Here is a 19,157-nt window from a genome sequence, read left to right as displayed (position 1 = left end):
CCACGGCCGCACGAGCCTCGACGAGGGGCGGGACCGGTGCACTCCGGCTCCCGCCCCTCGTTTCGTTTGCTTTCAGCTGAAAGGAAGTACCCGTGTCCCGCTTCGTCGACCGGGTCGTCATCCACGCCGCCGCAGGTGACGGGGGCGACGGCGTCGCCTCCGTGCACCGCGAGAAGTTCAAGCCGCTGGGCGGTCCGGACGGGGGCAACGGCGGCAGGGGCGGCGACGTCGTGCTGGTCGTCGACTCGCAGGTGCACACGCTGCTCGACTTCCACTTCCGCCCCAACGCCTCGGCCGGCAGCGGCAAGGGCGGGCAGGGCGCCAACCGCGACGGCGCGAACGGCGCCGACCTCGAACTGCGCGTGCCCGACGGCACGGTGGTGCTCACGCCCGAGGGCGAGCTGGTCGCGGACCTCGTCGGCGAGGGCACCCGGCTGATCGCCGCCCAGGGTGGTCGCGGTGGTCTCGGCAACGCCTCGCTGGCGTCCAAGGCCCGCAAGGCCCCCGGTTTCGCCCTCCTGGGTGAACCGGGCGAGGCGCGCGACCTGGTGCTGGAGCTGAAGTCCGTCGCGGACGTGGGCCTGCTGGGCTTCCCGTCGGCGGGCAAGTCGTCGCTGATCTCGGTGCTGTCCGCGGCCAAGCCGAAGATCGCCGACTACCCGTTCACCACGCTGGTGCCGAACCTCGGCGTGATCACCGGCGGCGAGACCGTGTTCACCATGGCCGACGTGCCCGGCCTGATCCCCGGCGCGGCCGAGGGCAAGGGCCTGGGCCTGGACTTCCTGCGCCACATCGAGCGCTGCGCCGTGCTGGTGCACGTGGTGGACTGCGCGACCTACGAGCCGGACCGCGACCCGCTGTCGGACATCGACGCGCTGGAGTCCGAGTTGGCCCAGTACACGCCGTCGCTGGCCGACGACCTGGCCGACCGGCCGCGCGTCGTGGTGCTGAACAAGATCGACGTGCCGGAGGCCAAGGAACTGGCCGAGCTGGTGCGCCCGGACGTCGAGGCGCGCGGCCTGCCGGTGTTCGAGGTGTCCACGGCCAGCCGCGAGGGCCTGCGCGAGCTGACGTTCGCGCTGGCGCGGATCGTGGAGGAGTACCGGGCGTCGCGCCCGAAGCAGGAGTCGACGCGGATCGTGCTGCGCCCCAAGGCCCTGGACGACGCGGGCTTCACCGTGGTGGAGGACCCGACCACGCCGGGCGGCTTCATCGTGCGCGGCGAGCGGCCCGAGCGCTGGATCCGGCAGACCGACTTCAACAACGACGAGGCCGTCGGCTACCTCGCCGACCGGCTGGCCCGCCTCGGTGTCGAGGAGGTGCTGGTCAAGATGGGCGCCGAACCGGGCTGCCAGGTCACCATCGGCGACCTGGTGTTCGACTGGGAGCCGACCACGCCCGCCGGCATCGCCATGACCATGACCGGCCGCGGCACCGACGCGCGGCTGGAGCAGAACACGCGCGTCGGCGCGTCCGAGCGGTTGGCGGCGAAGAAGGCCCGCCGCCTGCCCGGCGTCTACGACGAGTTCGACGACGAAGACGAACAGGAAGAGGACGACGAGTGATCGCCTCGACGACGTCGTCACCCGCCAGGCAGGCCGTCTCGGCGGCGGCCCGGGTCGTGGTGAAGGTCGGGTCGTCGTCGCTGACCACCGCCGAGGGCGGCCTGGACCGGTCGCGGCTGGACGCGCTGGTAGACGCCGTGGCGGCTCGCCGCGCGGCGGGCAGCCAGGTGGTGCTGGTGTCCTCCGGCGCCATCGCGGCGGGCCTGGCCCCCCTGGGCGTCACCCGGCGGCCCCGTGACCTGGCCACGCAGCAGGCGGCGGCGAGCGTCGGCCAGCTCGCGCTGGCGCACGCGTACGCGAACTCGTTCGGGCGCTACTCGCTGACCGTCGGCCAGGTCCTGCTGACCGCGGACGACGTGGTGCGGCGGGCGCACTACCGCAACGCCCAGCGCACGTTCTCCCGGCTGCTGGCGCTGGGCGCGGTGCCGGTGGTCAACGAGAACGACACCGTCGCCACCGAGGAGATCCGGTTCGGCGACAACGACCGGCTGGCCGCCCTGGTGGCCCACCTGGTGGGCGCGGACGCCCTGTACCTCCTCTCCGACGTCGACGCCCTCTACGACGGCGACCCGCGCCGGCCGGGCGCCCAGCGCGTCACCGAGGTGACCGGCCCGGCCGACGTGGACGGCGTCCGGGCAGGTTCGGCCGGCGCCTCCGGCCTGGGCACCGGCGGGATGGCGTCCAAGCTCGCGGCAGCCCGCCTGGCGGCCTCGGCGGGCATCCCCGTGCTGCTGGCGGGCGCGACCGACGCCACACGGGCGCTGAGCGCCGCGGACGTCGGCACGGCGTTCGCGGTGACCGGCCCCCGGCTGTCCGCGCGCCGCTTCTGGCTGGGGCACGCGGCCGACGCCACCGGCAGGCTGCGGCTGGACGACGGCGCGGTGGCCGCGGTCGTCGGCCGCCGGCGGTCGCTGCTCGCGGCGGGCATCACCGACGTGGACGGCGCGTTCGAGGCCGGTGACGTGGTCGAGCTGGTCGACCCGTCGGGGCACGTGGTGGCACGCGGCGTGGTGGCCTTCGACGCCGCGGAACTGCCCGGCCTGATCGGTCGCAAGAGCGCCGACCTGCCCGCGGAGCAGCGCCGCGAGGTCGTGCACGCGGACGACCTGGTTCCGCTGCGGTCGTAGGCCCCCGGCAGAGGTCATAGGCCCCGGCAGACCCTGGGCCCTGGCAAGCCGGCAAGCCCTGCCAGGCCCCCGTCGGTTCCGGGGCGCACCAGCATCCGGGTGGTGCCCATGTCCCGACTGATCAGATCAGCCCGGACCGATCAGCCCGAATCGTGGCACCAGCACCAGCACCAGCACCAGCACCAGCACCCGCACCCGTACCAGCACCGGCGCTGGCGCTGGCACCGGCGCCGCCGTGCCGGCTCGCCCCGATCCCGACCGCCACCGATCCCACCCGCCACCCGCCACCGGTCACGCGGTCACGCGGTCACGCGGTCACGCGGTCAGATCATGTGCTCCCTCCACTCCTCGGCCAGCAACCCGAACAGCAGGTCGTCGGTCCACTCGCCCTTCGCCCACGTGCTCCGCACCCGGTGCCCCTCCTGGCGGAACCCGAGCCGGGTCAGCAGCCGGGCGGACGGCCCGTTGCGCGCGTCGCACTCGGCGGCCACCCGGTGCAGCCCGCGCTCGTCGAACAGGTGCTCCAGCAGTCGCCGCACGGCTTCCGTCGCGTACCCGAGCCCTTGGTGCGCGGCCGCCAACGTGTAGCCGATCTCCGCCTGCATCCGGTTGTGGTGCAGGTTCACCCCGACGTCGCCGACCAGCTTCCCGCTCACCTCGACGGCGAACTGGAACCACCCCGGCTCGGCCGGGTCGAGACCCGCGACCTCCCGCACGAACTCCTCGGCCTGCACCAGGGAGAACGGCACGTCCCACCCCTGGTAGCGGGCCACGTGCGGATCGGACCGGTACGCGGCGACCGCCGGCGCGTCAGTCGCCGCGAACGGCCGCAGCAGCACTCGTTCCGCCATCAACCTCACCCCGTCACCACCGGCCCACCCCCTGCTCCTGTCCGCCACACCGCCCGTCGGGGGTCGGTCTCCCCGCCGTCGATCTCACGCCGTCACCGCCAGGGCGAACGGCAGCACCGCCGTCGCGCCCGCCCGCCGCAGCTCCCGCGCCGCCACCGTCATCGTCCAGCCGGTGTCGACCCGGTCGTCCACCAACAGCACCGGTCCGTCCACACCGGACAGATCGGGTCCGCTCACCTCCCGCACCAGCCCCGCCAACCGCTGCGCGCTGTTGGCCCGGTGCGTCGACTCGCCCAGCCACACCTGCCCCAGCAGCGGCAACCGCCCCACCGACGAGATCCGCCGCCCGAAGCTGCCCACCAGCTCCGGCTTCGCCCGCGACCCCACCGTCACCACACCCACCGGCCGCTCGGCCCAACCCCACGCGGCCAGCACCTTCACGCACGCGGCGAACACGTCGTCCGGGATCTCCCGGTCCGCCTCGGCGAACAGCGACCGCAACCGGTTGCCCCAGCCGATGTCGGTCAACCGCCCCAGCGCCCGGCCCGTCGTCGCCGCCTCGCCCGCCGGGATCTTCCCGGACAGCGCCACCCCGGCCGCCGCCATCCCCGTGGGCCACATCTTGCGCGGCTCGACCTCCAGACCCGGGCGCAACAACCGCTCCCGCGCCGCCGAGGCCGCCGTGTCCGACACCTCCGCCGAGGGCCGCACACCCGTGCAGTTGTCGCACCGCCCGCACGGCGCCGCGTGCGGGTCGTCCAGCTGCCGCAACAGGAACTCCATGCGGCAGCCGTCGGTGGCCAGGTAGTCGAGCACCGCCCGCTGCTCGACCTGCCGGGCCGCCTCGATCCGCCCGTACCGCTCGGCGTCGTAGGTCCACGGCCGCCCCGTCGACACCCACCCGCCGCGAACCCGCCGCACCGCCCCGTCCACGTCCAGCACCTTCAGCACGACTTCGAGGCGGGTGCGCGACAATTCCACTATGGGCTCCAGGGCGGCTGTTGACATCGCTCGATCCGGTGAGAGTGCGTCGAGCACCTGCCGCACCACTCGTTCGGGTGGGAAGGCGAGCGAGGCGAAGTACGCCCAGATGTCCCGGTCCTCCGGGCCGGGCAGCAACAGCACCTCGGCCCGCTCCACGCCGCGCCCCGCCCGGCCGATCTGCTGGTAGTAGGCGATGGGGGAGGCGGGCGCGCCGAGGTGCACCACGAACCCCAGGTCCGGCTTGTCGAAGCCCATGCCCAGCGCCGAGGTCGCCACCAGCGCCTTGACCCGGTTGGCCAGCAGGTCCGCCTCGGCCCGCTGCCGCTCCGCCGGGTCGGTGCGCCCCGAGTACGCCACCACCTCGTACCCGCGCGAGCGCAGGAACGCCGCCACGTCGTCCGCCGCCGCCACGGTCAGCGCGTAGACGATCCCCGAGCCGGGCAGCTCGCCCAACCGCTCGGCCAGCCACCCCAGCCGGGCCTCGGCGGTCGGCAGCCGCACCACCGACAGCCGCAGGCTCTCGCGGTCCAGCGGTCCGCGCAGCACCAGCGCGTCGGCGTCCGCGCCGAGCCCCAGCTGCTCGGTCACGTCCCGCACCACCCGGTCGTTCGCCGTGGCCGTGGTGGCGAGCACCGGCACCCCGGCGGGCAGCTCGGTCAGCAGCGTCCGCAGCCGCCGGTAGTCCGGCCGGAAGTCGTGGCCCCAGTCGGAGATGCAGTGCGCCTCGTCCACCACCAGCAGCCCCGCCGACGCGGTCAACGAGGGCAGCACCGAGTCCCGGAAGTCCGGGTTGTTCAGCCGTTCGGGCGACACCAGCAGCACGTCGACCTCGCCGGCCGCCACCCGGTCCTGCACGTCCTGCCACTCGTCGGTGTTGGCGGAGTTGATCGTCGCCGCGTGCACGCCCGCCCGCGCCGCCGCCTCGACCTGGTTGCGCATCAGCGCCAGCAGCGGCGACACGATCACCGTCGGCCCCTCGCCCAGGGACCGCAGCAGCGCCGTGGCGATGAAGTACACCGCGGACTTGCCCCACCCGGTCCGCTGCACCACCAGCGCCCGCCGCCGGTCGGCCACGAGCGCGTGGATCGCCGTCCACTGGTCGTCGCGCAGCACGGCGGAGGGGCCGGCCAGGGCCCTCAGGCGTTCTTCGGCCAGTTCGCGGAGCGCACCGTCGTCCATGGTCGAACACCTTGGCAGACGTCCCCGACAGTTCCGATCCGCGAGAACCTCGAAGACAGCCACGTCCGGGTGACCGTAGGCTGAGCCGCGTGATTGACGACCTGCGCGAACAGGTGCACGCCGCGGCCCGGCGCGCCCGTGTCGCCGCCAACGAGCTGGCCCTCGCCACCCGCGAGCGCAAGGACGCCGCCCTGCACGAGATGGCCGCCGCGCTGCGCACCCGGTGCGCCGAGGTGCTGGAGGCCAACGCCAAGGACCTCGAAGCGGGCCGCGCGGCCGGCCTGAACCAGGGCCTGCTGGACCGCCTGGCGCTCACCGAGGCGCGCGTCGGGGGCGTGGCCGCCGGCCTGGAGACGGTGGCCGGCCTGGCTGACCCGGTGGGCGAGGTGCTGCGCGGCTCGATCCTGCCCAACGGCCTGGAGCTGCGGCAGGTCCGCGTCCCGATGGGCGTGGTCGGCATGGTCTACGAGGCCCGGCCGAACGTCACCGTGGACGCCGCCGGCCTGGCGCTGAAGTCCGGCAACGCGGCGCTGCTGCGCGGCTCGTCGACCGCGGAGCACTCCAACACCGCGCTGGTCGCGATCCTGCGCGACGCCCTGGAGGCGGCCGGCCTGCCCGCGGACGCCGTGCAGCTGCTGCCGTGCCACGACCGCGCGTCGGTCACCCACCTGATCACCGCGCGCGGCCTGGTGGACCTGGTCATCCCGCGCGGCGGCGCGGGCCTGATCAACGCGGTCGTGCAGCAGGCCACCGTGCCCGCCATCGAGACCGGCGTGGGCAACGTGCACGTGTACGTGGACGCCTCCGCCGACCTCGACATGGCCGAGCGCATCGTGCTCAACTCCAAGATCCGCCGCCCCAGCGTGTGCAACGCGGCCGAGTCGCTGCTGGTGCACGCCGCCGTCGCGGACGAGTTCGTGCCCCGCATCACCCAGGCGCTGCTGGCCAGGGACGTCGTGGTGCACGGCGACGAGCGGTTCGCCCGCGACCAGCGCGTGGTGGCCGCCACCGACGAGGACTGGGGCACCGAGTACCTGTCGCTGGACATCGCCGCGCGCGTGGTCGACTCGCTCGACGAGGCCGTGGAGCACATCGCCGCGCACGGCTCCGGCCACACCGAGGCCATCGTGACCAGCGACCTCAACGCGGCCCGCCGCTTCACCACCCGGGTCGACGCCGCGGCGGTCGTGGTCAACGCCTCCACCGGGTTCACCGACGGCGGCGAGTTCGGCATGGGCGCGGAGATCGGCATCTCCACCCAGAAGCTGCACGCGCGCGGTCCCATGGGCCTGGCCGAGCTGACCTCGACCAAGTGGGTCGTCTGGGGCGAGGGACAGGTCCGGCCGACGTCGTGAGCTGACCCCGGGACGTCGCCGCGACCAGGGCGGTCCGGCGGCAGCGGGGAGGGAGTACGCGCACCCTGGTGTCCCTCATCGGGGCCGAGGACGCGGAGCTGCGCGCGGGACCTCACCCACATCGCGGCCCAGGGCGTCCTCCGTCCTGCTGGAGCGCACCGAAAGCGGTTGACGGTCAGTAACTGTCTCCCTACTGTCGGGTGTAAGCGGATGCTTGCGCGGGGGTGCCGATGGAGAGCAGGTCCTACCCGTTCACCGAACCCGACGACCTGGTGCTCGACCCCGGGCTGCTGGAGCTCCAGCGCGACGAGCCGGTGGCCAGGGTGCGCCTGCCCTTCGGCGGCGAGGCGTGGCTGGCGACCCGGTACGAGGACGTCAAGACGGTGCTCGCCGACCCGGCGTTCAGCCGCGCCGCGGTGCTGGCGCCGGGCGCGGACGTGCCGCGCTCGCTGCCGGACATGCCGACCGAGGCGAACATCCTCAGCATGGACCCGCCGGACCACACGCGGCTGCGCAAGCTGGTGGCCAAGGGGTTCACGCTGCGCCGCACCGAGCGGCTGCGCGAACGCGCCCAGGAGGTCGTGGACGGCCTGCTGGACGCGGTGGAGCAGCAGGGCCCGCCCGCCGACCTCGTCGAGGCGCTGGCGATGCCGCTGCCCATCACGATCATCTGCGAGATGCTGGGCGTGCCGTTCGAGGACCGAGGGCGGTTCCGGGCCTGGTCGGACGCCGCCATGGCGATCACCGCGTTCCGGCCCGAGGAGATCGTCGCGGCGAACGACGCGCTGCGCGACTACATCGCCGGGCTGGTCGTGGCCAAGCGCGCCGACCCCGCCGACGACGTGCTGTCCGAACTGGTCGCGGCGCACGACGACGAGGACCGGCTCACCGAGCGGGAGCTGGTGTCGTTCGGGGTGGCGCTGCTGGTCGCGGGCCACGAGACCACGGCCAACCAGATCGGCAACTTCACCTACCTGCTGCTGCGCGCTCCCGACCGGCTCGCGGAGCTGCGCGACGACCCGTCGCTGGTGCCCGCCGCGGTGGAGGAGCTGCTGCGGTTCACCCCGCTGGGCAGCTCGGCGGGCTTCCCCCGGATCGCCACGGCCGACGTGGAGCTGTCCGGCGTGAGGATCGCCGCCGGCGAGGCGGTGTTCGTCAACAACCTCGCGGCCAACCGCGACCCGTCGGTGTTCGACCGCCCGGACGAGGTGGACTTCCACCGCGAGCACAACCCGCACCTCACGTTCGGCCACGGCGCGCACCACTGCGTCGGCGCGTCCCTGGCCCGGATGGAGCTCCAGGTGGCCATCGGCACCCTGCTCAAGAGGTTCCCGTCGCTCCGGCTGGACGGTGACGTCGCGTTCAAGAAGGGCAGGCTGATCCGGGGCCCGCAGGCCCTCCCGGTCAGGTGGTGAGCCCGTGACGCGCTGGACCGTGGCGGTCGACCGGAGCAGGTGCATGGGCACGGGCATGTGCTCGTCCATCGCGCCGGACCACTTCCGGCTCGAAGACGGCACCGCGACCCCGGTCAACCCCTCCGTCGAGCCCGCCGACGCGGTCGTGGACGCGGCCGAGTCGTGCCCGGTGGAGGCGATCCTGGTGCGCGACGCCGACGGCACGGTGCTCGCCCCGCAGGAGTAGCCGACCGCCGGAGGACCGCGCCGATCGCGTCACGGCGACCCGCGGACGCGGTCCACTCCCCGGGACGCCACCGGCCGCCCGCGCGCCAACCGAACTAGGCTCACCTCCCATGTCCAACCGCCGGATCGGCGTCATGGGTGGCACCTTCGACCCGGTGCACCACGGCCACCTCGTCGCGGCCAGCGAGGTCCAGGCCCGCTTCGACCTCGACGAGGTCGTCTTCGTGCCCACCGGGCAGCCCTGGCAGAAGGTCGAACGCCAGGTCAGCGCGGCCGAGGACCGCTACCTGATGACGGTCGTCGCCACGGCGTCCAACCCCCGCTTCTCGGTGTCCAGGGTCGACATCGACCGGGACGGGCCCACCTACACCGTCGACACGCTCAGCGACCTCGGCGCCGCGCACCCCGGCGCGGACCTGTTCTTCATCACCGGCGCGGACGCGCTGGAGCAGATCCTGTCCTGGCGGCGCGCGGACGACGTGTTCGACCTGGCGCACTTCATCGGCGTCACGCGGCCCGGGTACGAGCTGGACGACACCCACCTGCCGCCCGGCGCGGTGTCCCTGGTCGAGGTGCCCGCGCTGGCCATCTCGTCCACCGACGTGCGCGCCCGCACGGCCGCCGGCCTGCCGGTGTGGTACCTGGTGCCCGACGGCGTGGTCCAGTACATATCGAAGCGCCGGCTCTACTCGGTGCCGGACTGATACCGGGCGCCGGTACCCTCGGTAACTCGTGCGGGCCTATCGGCGCCCGCCGAGGCGATGAGGAGAGAAGTGGCAGCCACGGACGAGGCACGACGGTTGGCGCTGGTCGCCGCGAACGCGGCGGCCGACAAGAAGGCGCACGACGTGATCGTGCTCGACGTGTCCGACCAGCTGGTGATCACCGACGCGTTCGTGATCGCCTCCGCGCCCAACGAGCGGCAGGTCGGCGCGATCGTGGACAACGTCGAGGAGAAGCTGCGCGAGGCCGGTCGCAAGCCGGTCCGCCGTGAGGGCGCGCGCGAGGGCCGCTGGGTCCTGCTGGACTTCGTGGACGTCGTGGTGCACGTCCAGCACGTGGAGGAGCGGAGCTTCTACGGCCTGGAGCGGCTGTGGAAGGACTGCCCGCGCATCGAGTTCGACGCCGGGCCCGTGACCGACGAGGTCGCCGACGCATGACCCTCACCCGGCTCGTGCTGTGGCGGCACGGTGAGACCGACTACAACGCGACCAGCCGGATGCAGGGCCACCTGGACTCGGCGTTGACCGAGACCGGGTGGAACCAGGCTCGGTTCGCGGTGCCGGTGCTCGCCGGGTTCGCGCCCGAGCTGGTGGTCGCCTCGGACCTGCACCGCGCGCGGGACACCGCGTCGGTGTTCACCGAGGCGACGGGGGTCCCGCTGCGGATCGACGAGCGGTTGCGCGAGACGCACCTGGGCAAGTGGCAGGGCCTCACCACCACGGAGATCGAGGTGGAGTGGCCCGGGATGCTGGAGCTGTGGCGCGGCGACGGCACCCTGTCGCCGCCCGAGGGCGAGACGCGCGTGGAGGTCTCCGAGCGCGCCCTCGCCGTGGTCGACGAGGTGGACCGGGAGTTCTCCGGGACGGTCATGCTGTGCGCGCACGGCGGGCTGATCAGCGCGTTGACCGGGCGGTTGCTGGAGCTGCCGGTGGACCGCTGGGGTCTGCTCGGCGGCATCGGCAACTGCCACTGGACGGTGTTCGCGCGGCGTCCGGGCGGTGACGGCCGGTGGCGGCTGTCGTCGTACAACGCCGGAACCACCAGGTGAGACTGCTCGTCCTCGGCGACTCGCTGACGTTCCACGGCCCGGAGGGGCCGCTGCCCGCGGACCACCCGCGGTTGTGGCCGAACGTCTGCGCGGCGGCCCTGGGCGGGCACGCGGAGCTGGCGGCGGGGTTCGGCTGGACGGCCCGGGACGCCTGGTGGTCGCTGACCGGCGACCCGAGGGTGTGGTCGCTGCTGCCGCGCACGGACGTGCTGGTGCTGGCCGTGGGGCACATGGACACGCTGCCCTCGCCGCTGCCCACGTTCTGGCGGCAGGGGCTGCGCTACCTGCGGCCGGACCGGGTGCGGCGGCGGGCGCGGGCGGCGTACCTGGCGCTCCAACCGGCGCTGTCGAGGCTGTCGCGCGGGCGCCCGGTGGCGTTGCCGCCGCACCTGACCGTGCGGTACCTGGACGACTCGGTGCGCGCGGTGCACGCCCTCGAACCGGGGATCCGGGTGGTGGGCATGACGCCGTCGGTGCACCGGTCCCCGGCGTACGGCGGGGTGCACACCGGGCGCGAGGCGGCGGAGCGCGCGGTGCGCGGGTGGGCCGAGCGGGTCGGCGTGCCGCTGCTGGACGTGCCCGCGCTGGTGGGCGGGCACGTGCGGTCACGGCTCGGCAACCCGGACGGGATGCACTGGGGCTGGGAGGCGCACGAGCTGGTCGGCGCCGCGATGGCCGAACTGGTCCGCACCGTGGCGGTCGGTCACCCGGGAGGGGCGGAGCCGTAGTCTCGGCACTCGTGTCCACCACGATCGTCACCGACTCCACGGCGTACCTGCCCGAGGGGTTCGCCGAGCGGCACGGCATCCGGGTCGTCCCGCTGCACGTGGCGGTGGACGGTCGCGGCAGGCTGGACGTGGTGGACTTCGGTCCGGCGGAGCTGGCCGCGGCGCTGGGGGAGCACCGCCGGGTGACCACGTCCCGGCCCACGCCGGGGGAGCTGGCCGAGGTGTACCGGTCGGCGCTCGACGAGGGCGCCGGGTCCATCGTGTCGGTGCACCTGTCCCGGGAGCTGTCGGGCACGTGGGAGGCCGCGCGGCTGGCCGCCGAGGAGGTCGACCCGACCCGGATCAGGGTGGTCGACTCGCGCGCCACGGGCATGGGGCTGGGCTTCGCCGTGCTGGCCGCCTGCGCCGCGGCCGAGGACGGTGCGGACGCCGAGCGGGCGGCGGCCGACGCGGCGGCGCGCGTCAAGATGTTCTTCTGCGTGGAAACCCTGGACCACCTGCGGCGGGGCGGGCGCATCAGCCCCACGGCTGCCCTGCTCGGCACGGCCCTGGCGGTCAAGCCCCTGCTGCACGTCGACGACGGCCGCATCGTGCCGTTGGAGAAGGTCCGCACGATGGGGCGCGCGATCGGCCGCCTGGTCGACCTGGCCGCGACGGCGGCCGGTCCCGGTCGGGTCGGGCTGGCCGTCCACCACCTGGCCGCCCCGCAGCGCGCCGCGGAACTCGCGACGCTGCTCGACGAGCGCGTCCCCGGCTCGACCGGCTGCCTGATCTCCGAGGTGGGAGCCGTGATCGGGGCGCACACGGGTCCCGGGGTGCTGGGTGTCGTGGTGCTGCCGGGCGGGGTTTCCTAGCCCGCTTTATCCATCACCGGGAAGTTGTCCACAGATCCCGGATCGCCCCTCCCGCGACTGCTCCAACCGGCCTAGCGTCGATCACATGTTCGACACGAACCCGGAAACCACGAAAGCCCGCCTGCGAGCGCTGATCTCCCAGGAACGGGGCAGGCACCGAGCGGCCGAGGCCGACGAGAAGCTGGTCTTCGTCCAGACCGAGGGCGAGGGCGCGCAGCCACCCGGCAAGCTCGGGCGCCTGCTGCGCCGCTGGCTGCCCGAACCGGCCCTCCCGCGCCGCCGCACGGTCCTGTTCGCGAGCGTCATGGTGGGCGTGGGGCTCGCGGTCGCCCTGGCCCTGTGGTGGCAGCGGCCGGTGCCCGAGAGCCCGCCCGACCTCAGGGTGGCCGAACCCGCCGCCGTCGCGCAGGCCGAGCAGCAGCTCGTCGTCAACGTCGTCGGCCAGGTGCCGACACCGGGCCTGGTGACGGTGCCCAGCGGCGCCAGGGTGGCCGATGCCGTGCGCGCCGCAGGCGGCCCCAACCCGGGCGCCGACCTGACCGCGCTCAACCTGGCCCGCAGGGTCACCGACGGCGAGCAGATCGCCGTGGGCGTTCCCGTGCCGCAGCCGGCCGACGCGGCGAGCCAACCGCTGAACCTCAACGCCGCGACGAAGGAACAGCTCGACACCCTGCCCGGGGTCGGCCCGGTGACCGCCCAGCGCATCGTCGACCGCCGCCAGAAGCAGGGCCCGTTCACCTCGCTCGAACAGCTGGGCGAGATCGAGGGCATCGGCGACGCGAAGTTGGCCAAGCTCGGCGAGCTGGTCCGCCTCTAGCCCTTCACGACCACTCAACCCCTCACGACCACCAGGAGCCCTCTGATGAGCCCCGCCTGTCCCTGTCCGAACAAACCCACCTCCGCCGCGACCGCCCGCGCCCGGTTCAAGGCGCCCACACCGGAAACCGCCACCTGCTCGAAGTTCCCCAGGTGCCGCGCGTCCACCTGGGACGTCGACCGCCGCGCACCCGAACCGCCCACCCGCCGCCTGGCCGCCCGCCGCCCCACTGCCCGTCGCCCAACCGCCCCTGGCCCCACCGTCCACCCGGCCATCCACGAGCCGACTGCCCATGACGCCGCCCACGACCCGGCCACCCACGACGCCGCCCACGACCCGGCTGCCCACCCGACCACCCACGACCCGGCTCACGACCGCTCGACCACCCGCCGATCAACCAACCACCAACCGGGGACCCGCCGAACCCCCACCACGGGCAGCCGCCCCTGCCCCCGCCTGCACGCCCGCCTCCGTCAAACGCTCGACCACCTCGTCCTCCGCCCCGCCCGGCCCGTCCGCCCCGCCCGTCCAGCCCACCCGGTCCGCTCCACCCCGGCTCCGCACCGCCTCCTCCTGACCATCGCCTCCCACCACCACCTCCGCCGCCGGCTGCGACGACTGCTCGACCGCTTGCCCCGCCGCACGTTCGGTGACCGCCTCACCGACGAGCACCGCCCCACCGGCAACCACCGCCCACGCCTCGCGGTCACCAGCCTCGGGTGGGTGTGGTCGTGAACCCCCGCGCGCATCTCGTCCCGGCCGCCCTCACCGTCTGGGCCACCGCCCTCGCCGGTCTCCTGTGGACCTGGTGGGCCGCTCCCGTGGTCGGCCTGACCCTGACGCTCATCGGTGGCCTGGCGCTGCGGCCCTGGCGCCCGGCGGCGGTCGCCATCGCGGTCGCGGGACCGGTGGCGGCGTGCTGGATCGGCGCCCAAGCCCACGCGTCGGCCCACCACCCGCTGCGCGCCGCCGCCGAACGAGGGATGCCCACCACCCTCCACCTCGAACTCGACAGCCGACCGCACGGCTTGCGCACCAGCGGCTTCGGGTCACGAGCGGGCGGTGTCGACCTGGTCCTGGTCCGCGCGACCCTCGACGACGGCGGCCGGGTGGTGGTCCTGGCCCCGGCCACCGGGTGGTTGGAGCTGCTGCCGGGCCGGCGGGTCGAGGCGAAGGGCACGCTCGCCCCACCCCGGGGCGGTGAGCTGACGGTCGCCGTCCTCCGGGTCCGCGGACCGCCGCGCGTGGAGACCGAGGCACCGGTGTGGCAGCGGGTGGCCGAGGACCTGCGGGCCGGACTCCGGGACGCGAGCACCGCTCTCGACCCGGAACCCGCCGGGCTGCTGCCGGCCCTGGTGGTCGGTGACACCTCGCGCCTCGCGCCCAGGGTGGTGGAGGAGTTCCGCACCGCGGGGCTCGCCCACGTCCTGGCGGTCAGCGGGGCGAACCTGGCGATCCTGTGCGGCGCGGTGCTGTTGGTGCTGCGGCTGTTCCGCCTCGGTCCTCGCGGGTGCGCGGCGGGTGCGATGGCCGCGCTGGTCGGGTTCGTCGTGCTCGCCGGGCCGGAGCCGAGCGTGCTGCGGGCCGCGGTGATGGGTGCGGTGGCGTTGCTCGCGCTGGTGCTGGGACGGGAGCGGTCGGCGGTGCCGGCGCTCGCGGCCGCGGTGGTGGTCCTGGTCCTCTACGACCCGGAATTGGCCACCGACTCGGGGTTCGGCCTGTCGGTGGTGGCCACCGCGGCACTGGTGCTGCTCGCGCCGAGGTGGTCCGCCGCGATGAGGGAACGCGGTGTGCCGGTCGGGCTCGCGGAGGCGCTGGCGGTGCCGGTGGCCGCGAACCTGGCGACCGCACCACTGGTCGCGGGCATCTCGGGGCAGGTCAGCTTGGTCGCGGTGGTGGCGAACCTGCTGGTCGGGCCGGTGGTGGCGCCGGCCACGGTGCTCGGTGTGTCGGCCGCGGTGCTGGCACCGGTCCACGAGCCGGTGGCGCGCCTGGTCGTCGAGGTGGCCGGACCGGCGGTGAGCTGGCTGATCACCGTGGGGCGGCACGCGGCGGCGGTGCCGGGTGCGGCGGTCGGGTGGCCCGAGGGCTGGCTCGGCGGGGTGCTGCTGGCCGGGGTGCTGGTGCTCGGCTGGGTGGTTCTCCGGCTGCGGCGGTTGCGGGTGCTGGTCGTGGCCGCGGCGGCCGGGGCGGTGGTGGTCCTCGTGCCGCTGGAGGTGGTCTCGCCGCGCTGGCCCGTCCAGGGCTGGTCGGTGGTGGCGTGCGACGTGGGTCAGGGGGACGCGGTCGTCCTGGCCACCGCCGAGCGCGACCGGGCGGTGCTGGTCGACACCGGGCCCGACCCGGTGCCGGTGCTGTCGTGCCTGCGGCGGTTGGGGGTGCGGCGCATCCCGCTGGTGGTGCTGAGCCACCTGCACGCCGACCACGTCGGCGGACTGGCCGCCGTGCTGGCGGAACGAGAGGTGGGCGCGGTGGCCGTGGGGCCCGCGCGCCGGCCGGGGTGGGCGTGGGAGGAGGTGCGCGAACGGGCGCGGGCGGCAGGGGTCCGCGTGGTCGAGCTGAGTGCCGGGCAGCGGTTGGGTTGGCCGGGGCTGGGACTCGACGTGCTGGGTCCGCGTGCGGGCCCGGTGGGTGAGACGAACACGGCGGTCAACGACGCGTCGCTGGTGCTGCGGGCATCGACCGCGGCCGGGCGGGTGTTGTTGACCGGCGACGTCGAGCTGGCCGGACAGGCCGACCTGCTCGACGGGCACGTCGACCTGCGGGCCGACGTGCTCAAGGTGCCGCACCACGGGTCGCGGTACTCGTCACCGGCGTTCCTCGCGGCCGTGCGGCCGCGGATCGCGCTGGTGAGCGTCGGCGCGGGCAACCGCTACGGCCACCCCAGCGGGGTGGTGGTCGACGCGCTGGTGAAGCAGGGCGCGCTGGTGCTGCGCACCGACCGGGACGGCGACACCGCCGTCCTCACCGGCCCGGAAGGGCCGCGGATCGTCCGCCGGGGCGGTCCGCTCGACGAGGCGAAGGGGAACGAAGATGAGGAACGACAGGTGGATCAGGCTCAACGCGGGGTGGCAGCGGCCCGGCGACCACCGGGCCCTGGGGTGGGCGTTGTGGCAGCCGGGCTACACCGCTCGGCCCTGGCCGCGCGACGAACTGCGGGCGAGCTTCACCTACTACGTGTGCGAGGACCGGCTCGGCGGGGAACGCGGCATCGTCGCGCGGGCCACCGCCACCGGGGTGGTGCACACGGCCGAGGTGGCTTCCGCCGACGCCGCGTACCGCCTGGTCGCCGACACCCTGTTCGACGACGACCTCGCGATACCGCCGGAGGAGTGGCACGCCGAGCGCTACAACCAGGAAAAGGCGAAACGGCCGTGGCCGCAGCTGCTGACCGCGTGGCGCGTGGTCACCGAACCGGTGGAGCCGCGCGTGCTCCCCGAGCTGGCCGCCTTCCCGCGCACGGGTTGGCTGCGCACCTCGGGGGTCGCGCTGTGACCGCCGCACCGGGTTTGGTGGGCACCGCACCGGGTTCGGTGGGCACCGAACCCGGCCCGGTTGGTGGCTCCGGCTCGGCCGATGCCTCCGGTGTTGCCGGTGGCTCCGGAGCGGCCGGTGGCGCCGGTACGGCTTGTGGCTCCGATGTGTCCGGTGGTCCGGGTGGCGGTGTCAGTTCTGGAGGGCCTTCAGCACGGCCTCCGCCGACGGCGGCACGTTCGCCCGGGGGCCGATGCGGTCGCTGAGGGCGTCGAGGGTCTTGAGGCCGTCGCCGGTGATGAGCAGGACGGTTTCGCCGTCCGGGTCGAGCTGTCCGGACTCGATGAGCTTCTTCGCGGTGGCGACGGTCACGCCGCCGGCGGTCTCCGCGAAGATGCCCTCGGTGCGGGCCAGCAGCCGGATGCCCTCGATGACCTCCTCGTCGGTGACGTCCTCGATCGCGCCGTTGGTGCGGCGCACGGCGTCCAGCACGTAGGGACCGTCGGCGGGGGCGCCGATCGCCAGTGAGCGGGCGATGGTGTCCGGGCGCACCGGGGAGACCACGTCGTGGCCGGCCTTGAAGGCGGCGGAGACGGGGGAGCAGCCGGTGGCCTGGGCGCCGAACACCCGGTACGGGGTCTGCTCGACCAGGTCGAGTTCGCCCAGCTCGCGGAAGGCTTTGTCGACCTTGGTCAACTGGGAGCCGGACGCGATGGGCACCACGATCTGGTCGGGCAGGCGCCAGCCGAGCTGTTCGGCGACCTCGTAGCCCAGCGTCTTGGAGCCCTCGGCGTAGTAGGGGCGGACGTTGACGTTGACGAACGCCCAGTCCTCGTGCTCGGCGGCCAGTTCCTGGGCCAGCCGGTTCACGTCGTCGTAGTTGCCGTCGACGGTGATCAGGTTGCCGCCGTAGACGGCGGTCATGAGGATCTTCGCCTGCTCCAGGGTGGAGGGCACCAGGACCACCGACTGCCAGCCGGCGCGGGCCGCGGCGGCGGCGACGGCGTTGGCGAGGTTGCCGGTGGACGGGCAGGCCAGGACCTTGAAGCCCAGCTCGCGGGCCGCGGCGAGGGCGACGCCGACGACGCGGTCCTTGAAGGAGTGGGTGGGGTTGCCGGTGTCGTCCTTGACCCAGACCTTGCGGACGCCCAGGGCCTTGGCGAGGCGGTCGGCCTCCACCAGGCGGGTGCCGCCGGGGTTGGTGTTGGGGTGCGACTCGACCGTGGAGGGCACGGGGAGCAGGCCGCGGTAGCGCCAGATCGACCGGGGGCCGGCTTCGATGTCCTCACGGCGGACCCGGCCGAAGTCGTAGGCCACTTCCAGCGGCCCGAAACACTCCAGGCAGGCGTATTCCGGTGCGAGCGGCGTCTCGTGCCCGCACTCCCGACAGGACAGGGCACGAGCCGGACCGAGGTCGAAGGAGGTGGTGGTCGCCGAGGGCGCACTGACAGCAGTCATCGCGAGGTGTCTCCTCATCTTTCCCGCGTCGCGGGTCGGAATTGGCACCGTGATCGCCGGCGGGCGCTGGACGCGCACGCTGAACGACGGGTTGCCGGGGCTTCTTCGGGCCGATCCCTCTGCCCCTCTGGATGAGCGGTATTCAGTTGTGGTGACGTCAACCTACGACACGATCCCGACCCGTAGCCAGTGACGTCCACCATCCGGACGGCGAACGGGGCGTGGGAGGATCGCGCGCGTGAGTGCGCCCGCTGACACGCCCGATGCCGTCCACCTGGTCATCGGCGAGGAGGAGTTGCTGGTCGAACGCGCGGTGCGCGGCGCGCTGGACCTCGCGCGGAAGATCGACCCGCAGGCCGACTTGACGCGCGTCCGGGTGACCGAGCTCACCCCTCCCGAGCTGGCTGAACTGGTGAGCCCGTCGCTGTTCGCTGAGGGTCGCGTGATCGCGCTCGAAGCCGCGCAGGAGGTGGGCAAGGAGATCGCCGACGCCGTGATCGCCTACGCCAAGGCGCCCGCCGACGGGGTGACGCTGGTCGTCGTGCACAGCGGTGGCGGACGCAGCAAGGCGGCCAAGGAGCTGCCCGCCGCGCTGCGCAAGGCGGGCGCCGGGGTGACCGAGTGCCCCAAGGTCACCAAGGCCACGGACCGCGAGGCGTTCGTGCGCAACGAGATCCGGGCGGCCGGCGGCGGCAAGGCGGACCCGGAGGCCGTGGCCGCGCTGATCGACGCGGTCGGCTCCGACCTGCGGGAGTTGGCCGCGGCGGCGTCGCAACTGGTCGCCGACACCGGTGGGAAGGTCGACGCCGAGGCGGTCCGCCGCTACCACCGCGGGCGGGCGGAGGTGACCGGGTTCGCGGTCGCGGAGAAGGCCGTGATGGGTGACCGGGCCGGTGCGCTGGAGGCGCTGCGCTGGGCGATCCAGCTCGGTGTGCCGCACGTGCTGGTGGCCGACGCGCTGGCGGACGCGGTGCGCACGGTCGCGCGCGTGTCGGCGGTCGGTCGGGGGGACCCGTTCAAGCTGGCGGGTGAGCTGGGTATGCCGCCGTGGAAGGTGAAGAAGGCCCAGGGGCAGTCGCGTGGGTGGGAGGAGTGGGGGTTGGCGTCGGCCATGTCGGTGGTCGCCGACCTCAACGCGGATGTGAAGGGCGCCGCCGCCGACTCCGGGTACGCCTTGGAGCGAGCGGTCTTGAAGATCGTCGCCGCCCGCGGTCGGCGGTGAAGGCCAGGCTGGTTGAACGCCGGGCTGGTTGAACCCGGGCTGCTGAATGCCGGGCTGCTGAATGCCGAGACGCCGCCGGTCGGCGTGCGACGGGTGCCCGGCGGCCGGCGGCGGGAAAGCTGGGGATGAGTG

Annotated in this window: 16 protein-coding genes and 1 riboswitch; of the genes, 13 read left to right on the top strand and 3 right to left on the bottom strand. The window is 74.1% G+C overall.

From position 1 onward, the window contains the following. Positions 1–92: 92 nt before the first annotated feature. Positions 93–1,565: a GTPase ObgE gene (gene obgE, locus Q5530_RS15250; protein ID WP_415362855.1), complete on the top strand. Its 1,473-nt coding sequence runs from the start codon at positions 93–95 to the stop codon at positions 1,563–1,565. Next, a complete protein-coding gene (gene proB / locus Q5530_RS15245) occupies positions 1,562–2,692 on the top strand; it encodes a glutamate 5-kinase (protein WP_415362854.1) in 1,131 nt (376 codons plus the stop codon). The genes obgE and proB overlap by 4 nt, the downstream gene beginning before the upstream one ends. A gap of 323 nt (positions 2,693–3,015) precedes the next feature. Here proB and Q5530_RS15240 read toward each other — a convergent pair whose 3' ends face one another. Then, entirely contained in the window at positions 3,016–3,543 is a 528-nt protein-coding gene (locus tag Q5530_RS15240; RefSeq protein ID WP_415362852.1) for a GNAT family N-acetyltransferase, read from the bottom strand. Positions 3,544–3,627: 84 nt separating this feature from the next. Further along, positions 3,628–5,706 (bottom strand): RecQ family ATP-dependent DNA helicase, encoded by a 2,079-nt coding sequence (locus Q5530_RS15235; protein ID WP_380636763.1) that lies wholly within the window; start codon positions 5,704–5,706, stop codon positions 3,628–3,630. A gap of 89 nt (positions 5,707–5,795) precedes the next feature. Between Q5530_RS15235 and Q5530_RS15230 the strand changes: the two genes are divergently transcribed. From Q5530_RS15230 to Q5530_RS15185, 10 genes are all read left to right on the top strand, one after another. Beyond that, positions 5,796–7,061: a glutamate-5-semialdehyde dehydrogenase gene (locus Q5530_RS15230; RefSeq protein ID WP_380636761.1), complete on the top strand. Its 1,266-nt coding sequence runs from the start codon at positions 5,796–5,798 to the stop codon at positions 7,059–7,061. Positions 7,062–7,291: 230 nt separating this feature from the next. Continuing rightward, a complete protein-coding gene (locus tag Q5530_RS15225) occupies positions 7,292–8,476 on the top strand; it encodes a cytochrome P450 (RefSeq protein ID WP_415362851.1) in 1,185 nt (394 codons plus the stop codon). A gap of 4 nt (positions 8,477–8,480) precedes the next feature. Then, positions 8,481–8,702 (top strand): ferredoxin, encoded by a 222-nt coding sequence (locus Q5530_RS15220; RefSeq protein ID WP_415362850.1) that lies wholly within the window; start codon positions 8,481–8,483, stop codon positions 8,700–8,702. Between the two features lie 109 nt (positions 8,703–8,811). After that, entirely contained in the window at positions 8,812–9,405 is a 594-nt protein-coding gene (nadD, locus tag Q5530_RS15215; protein ID WP_380636754.1) for a nicotinate-nucleotide adenylyltransferase, read from the top strand. 69 nt (positions 9,406–9,474) lie between these two features. Further along, complete coding sequence (rsfS, locus tag Q5530_RS15210) at positions 9,475–9,861, top strand: ribosome silencing factor (RefSeq protein WP_380636752.1); 387 nt, start codon at positions 9,475–9,477, stop codon at positions 9,859–9,861. Next, a complete protein-coding gene (locus Q5530_RS15205; protein ID WP_380636749.1) occupies positions 9,858–10,472 on the top strand; it encodes a histidine phosphatase family protein in 615 nt (204 codons plus the stop codon). The genes rsfS and Q5530_RS15205 overlap by 4 nt, the downstream gene beginning before the upstream one ends. Continuing rightward, positions 10,469–11,200, top strand: a complete 732-nt coding sequence (octT, locus tag Q5530_RS15200; RefSeq protein ID WP_415362849.1) for a diglucosylglycerate octanoyltransferase — start codon at positions 10,469–10,471, stop codon at positions 11,198–11,200. The genes Q5530_RS15205 and octT overlap by 4 nt, the downstream gene beginning before the upstream one ends. An 11-nt stretch (positions 11,201–11,211) precedes the next feature. Continuing rightward, the gene (locus tag Q5530_RS15195; protein WP_415362848.1) at positions 11,212–12,054 is read left to right on the top strand and encodes a DegV family protein; all 843 of its coding nucleotides are present in this window, start codon (positions 11,212–11,214) and stop codon (positions 12,052–12,054) included. Positions 12,055–12,139: 85 nt separating this feature from the next. After that, the gene (locus tag Q5530_RS15190) at positions 12,140–12,871 is read left to right on the top strand and encodes a ComEA family DNA-binding protein (RefSeq protein ID WP_415362847.1); all 732 of its coding nucleotides are present in this window, start codon (positions 12,140–12,142) and stop codon (positions 12,869–12,871) included. A 731-nt stretch (positions 12,872–13,602) separates the two neighbouring features. Further along, positions 13,603–16,611: a DNA internalization-related competence protein ComEC/Rec2 gene (locus tag Q5530_RS15185; protein WP_415362845.1), complete on the top strand. Its 3,009-nt coding sequence runs from the start codon at positions 13,603–13,605 to the stop codon at positions 16,609–16,611. On the opposite strand, the gene thrC is transcribed toward Q5530_RS15185, so the two are convergent. Further along, positions 16,538–17,803 (bottom strand): threonine synthase, encoded by a 1,266-nt coding sequence (gene thrC, locus Q5530_RS15180; protein WP_415362844.1) that lies wholly within the window; start codon positions 17,801–17,803, stop codon positions 16,538–16,540. The genes Q5530_RS15185 and thrC overlap by 74 nt on opposite strands. Before the next feature lie 11 nt (positions 17,804–17,814). Further along, a riboswitch (SAM riboswitch) is annotated at positions 17,815–17,941 on the bottom strand. Positions 17,942–18,041: 100 nt separating this feature from the next. Here thrC and holA point away from each other — a divergent pair. Further along, a complete protein-coding gene (gene holA, locus Q5530_RS15175; protein WP_415362843.1) occupies positions 18,042–19,025 on the top strand; it encodes a DNA polymerase III subunit delta in 984 nt (327 codons plus the stop codon). The last annotated feature ends 132 nt before the right edge of the window (positions 19,026–19,157 follow it).

The sequence above is a fragment of the Saccharothrix sp. BKS2 genome (assembly GCF_047689505.1).
In the GTDB taxonomy this organism is placed as follows: Bacteria; Actinomycetota; Actinomycetes; order Mycobacteriales; family Pseudonocardiaceae; genus Actinosynnema; species Actinosynnema lopnurensis.
The sequence above is the reverse complement of the archived record's forward strand: the minus strand, read 5'-3'. Positions and strand labels throughout refer to the sequence as shown.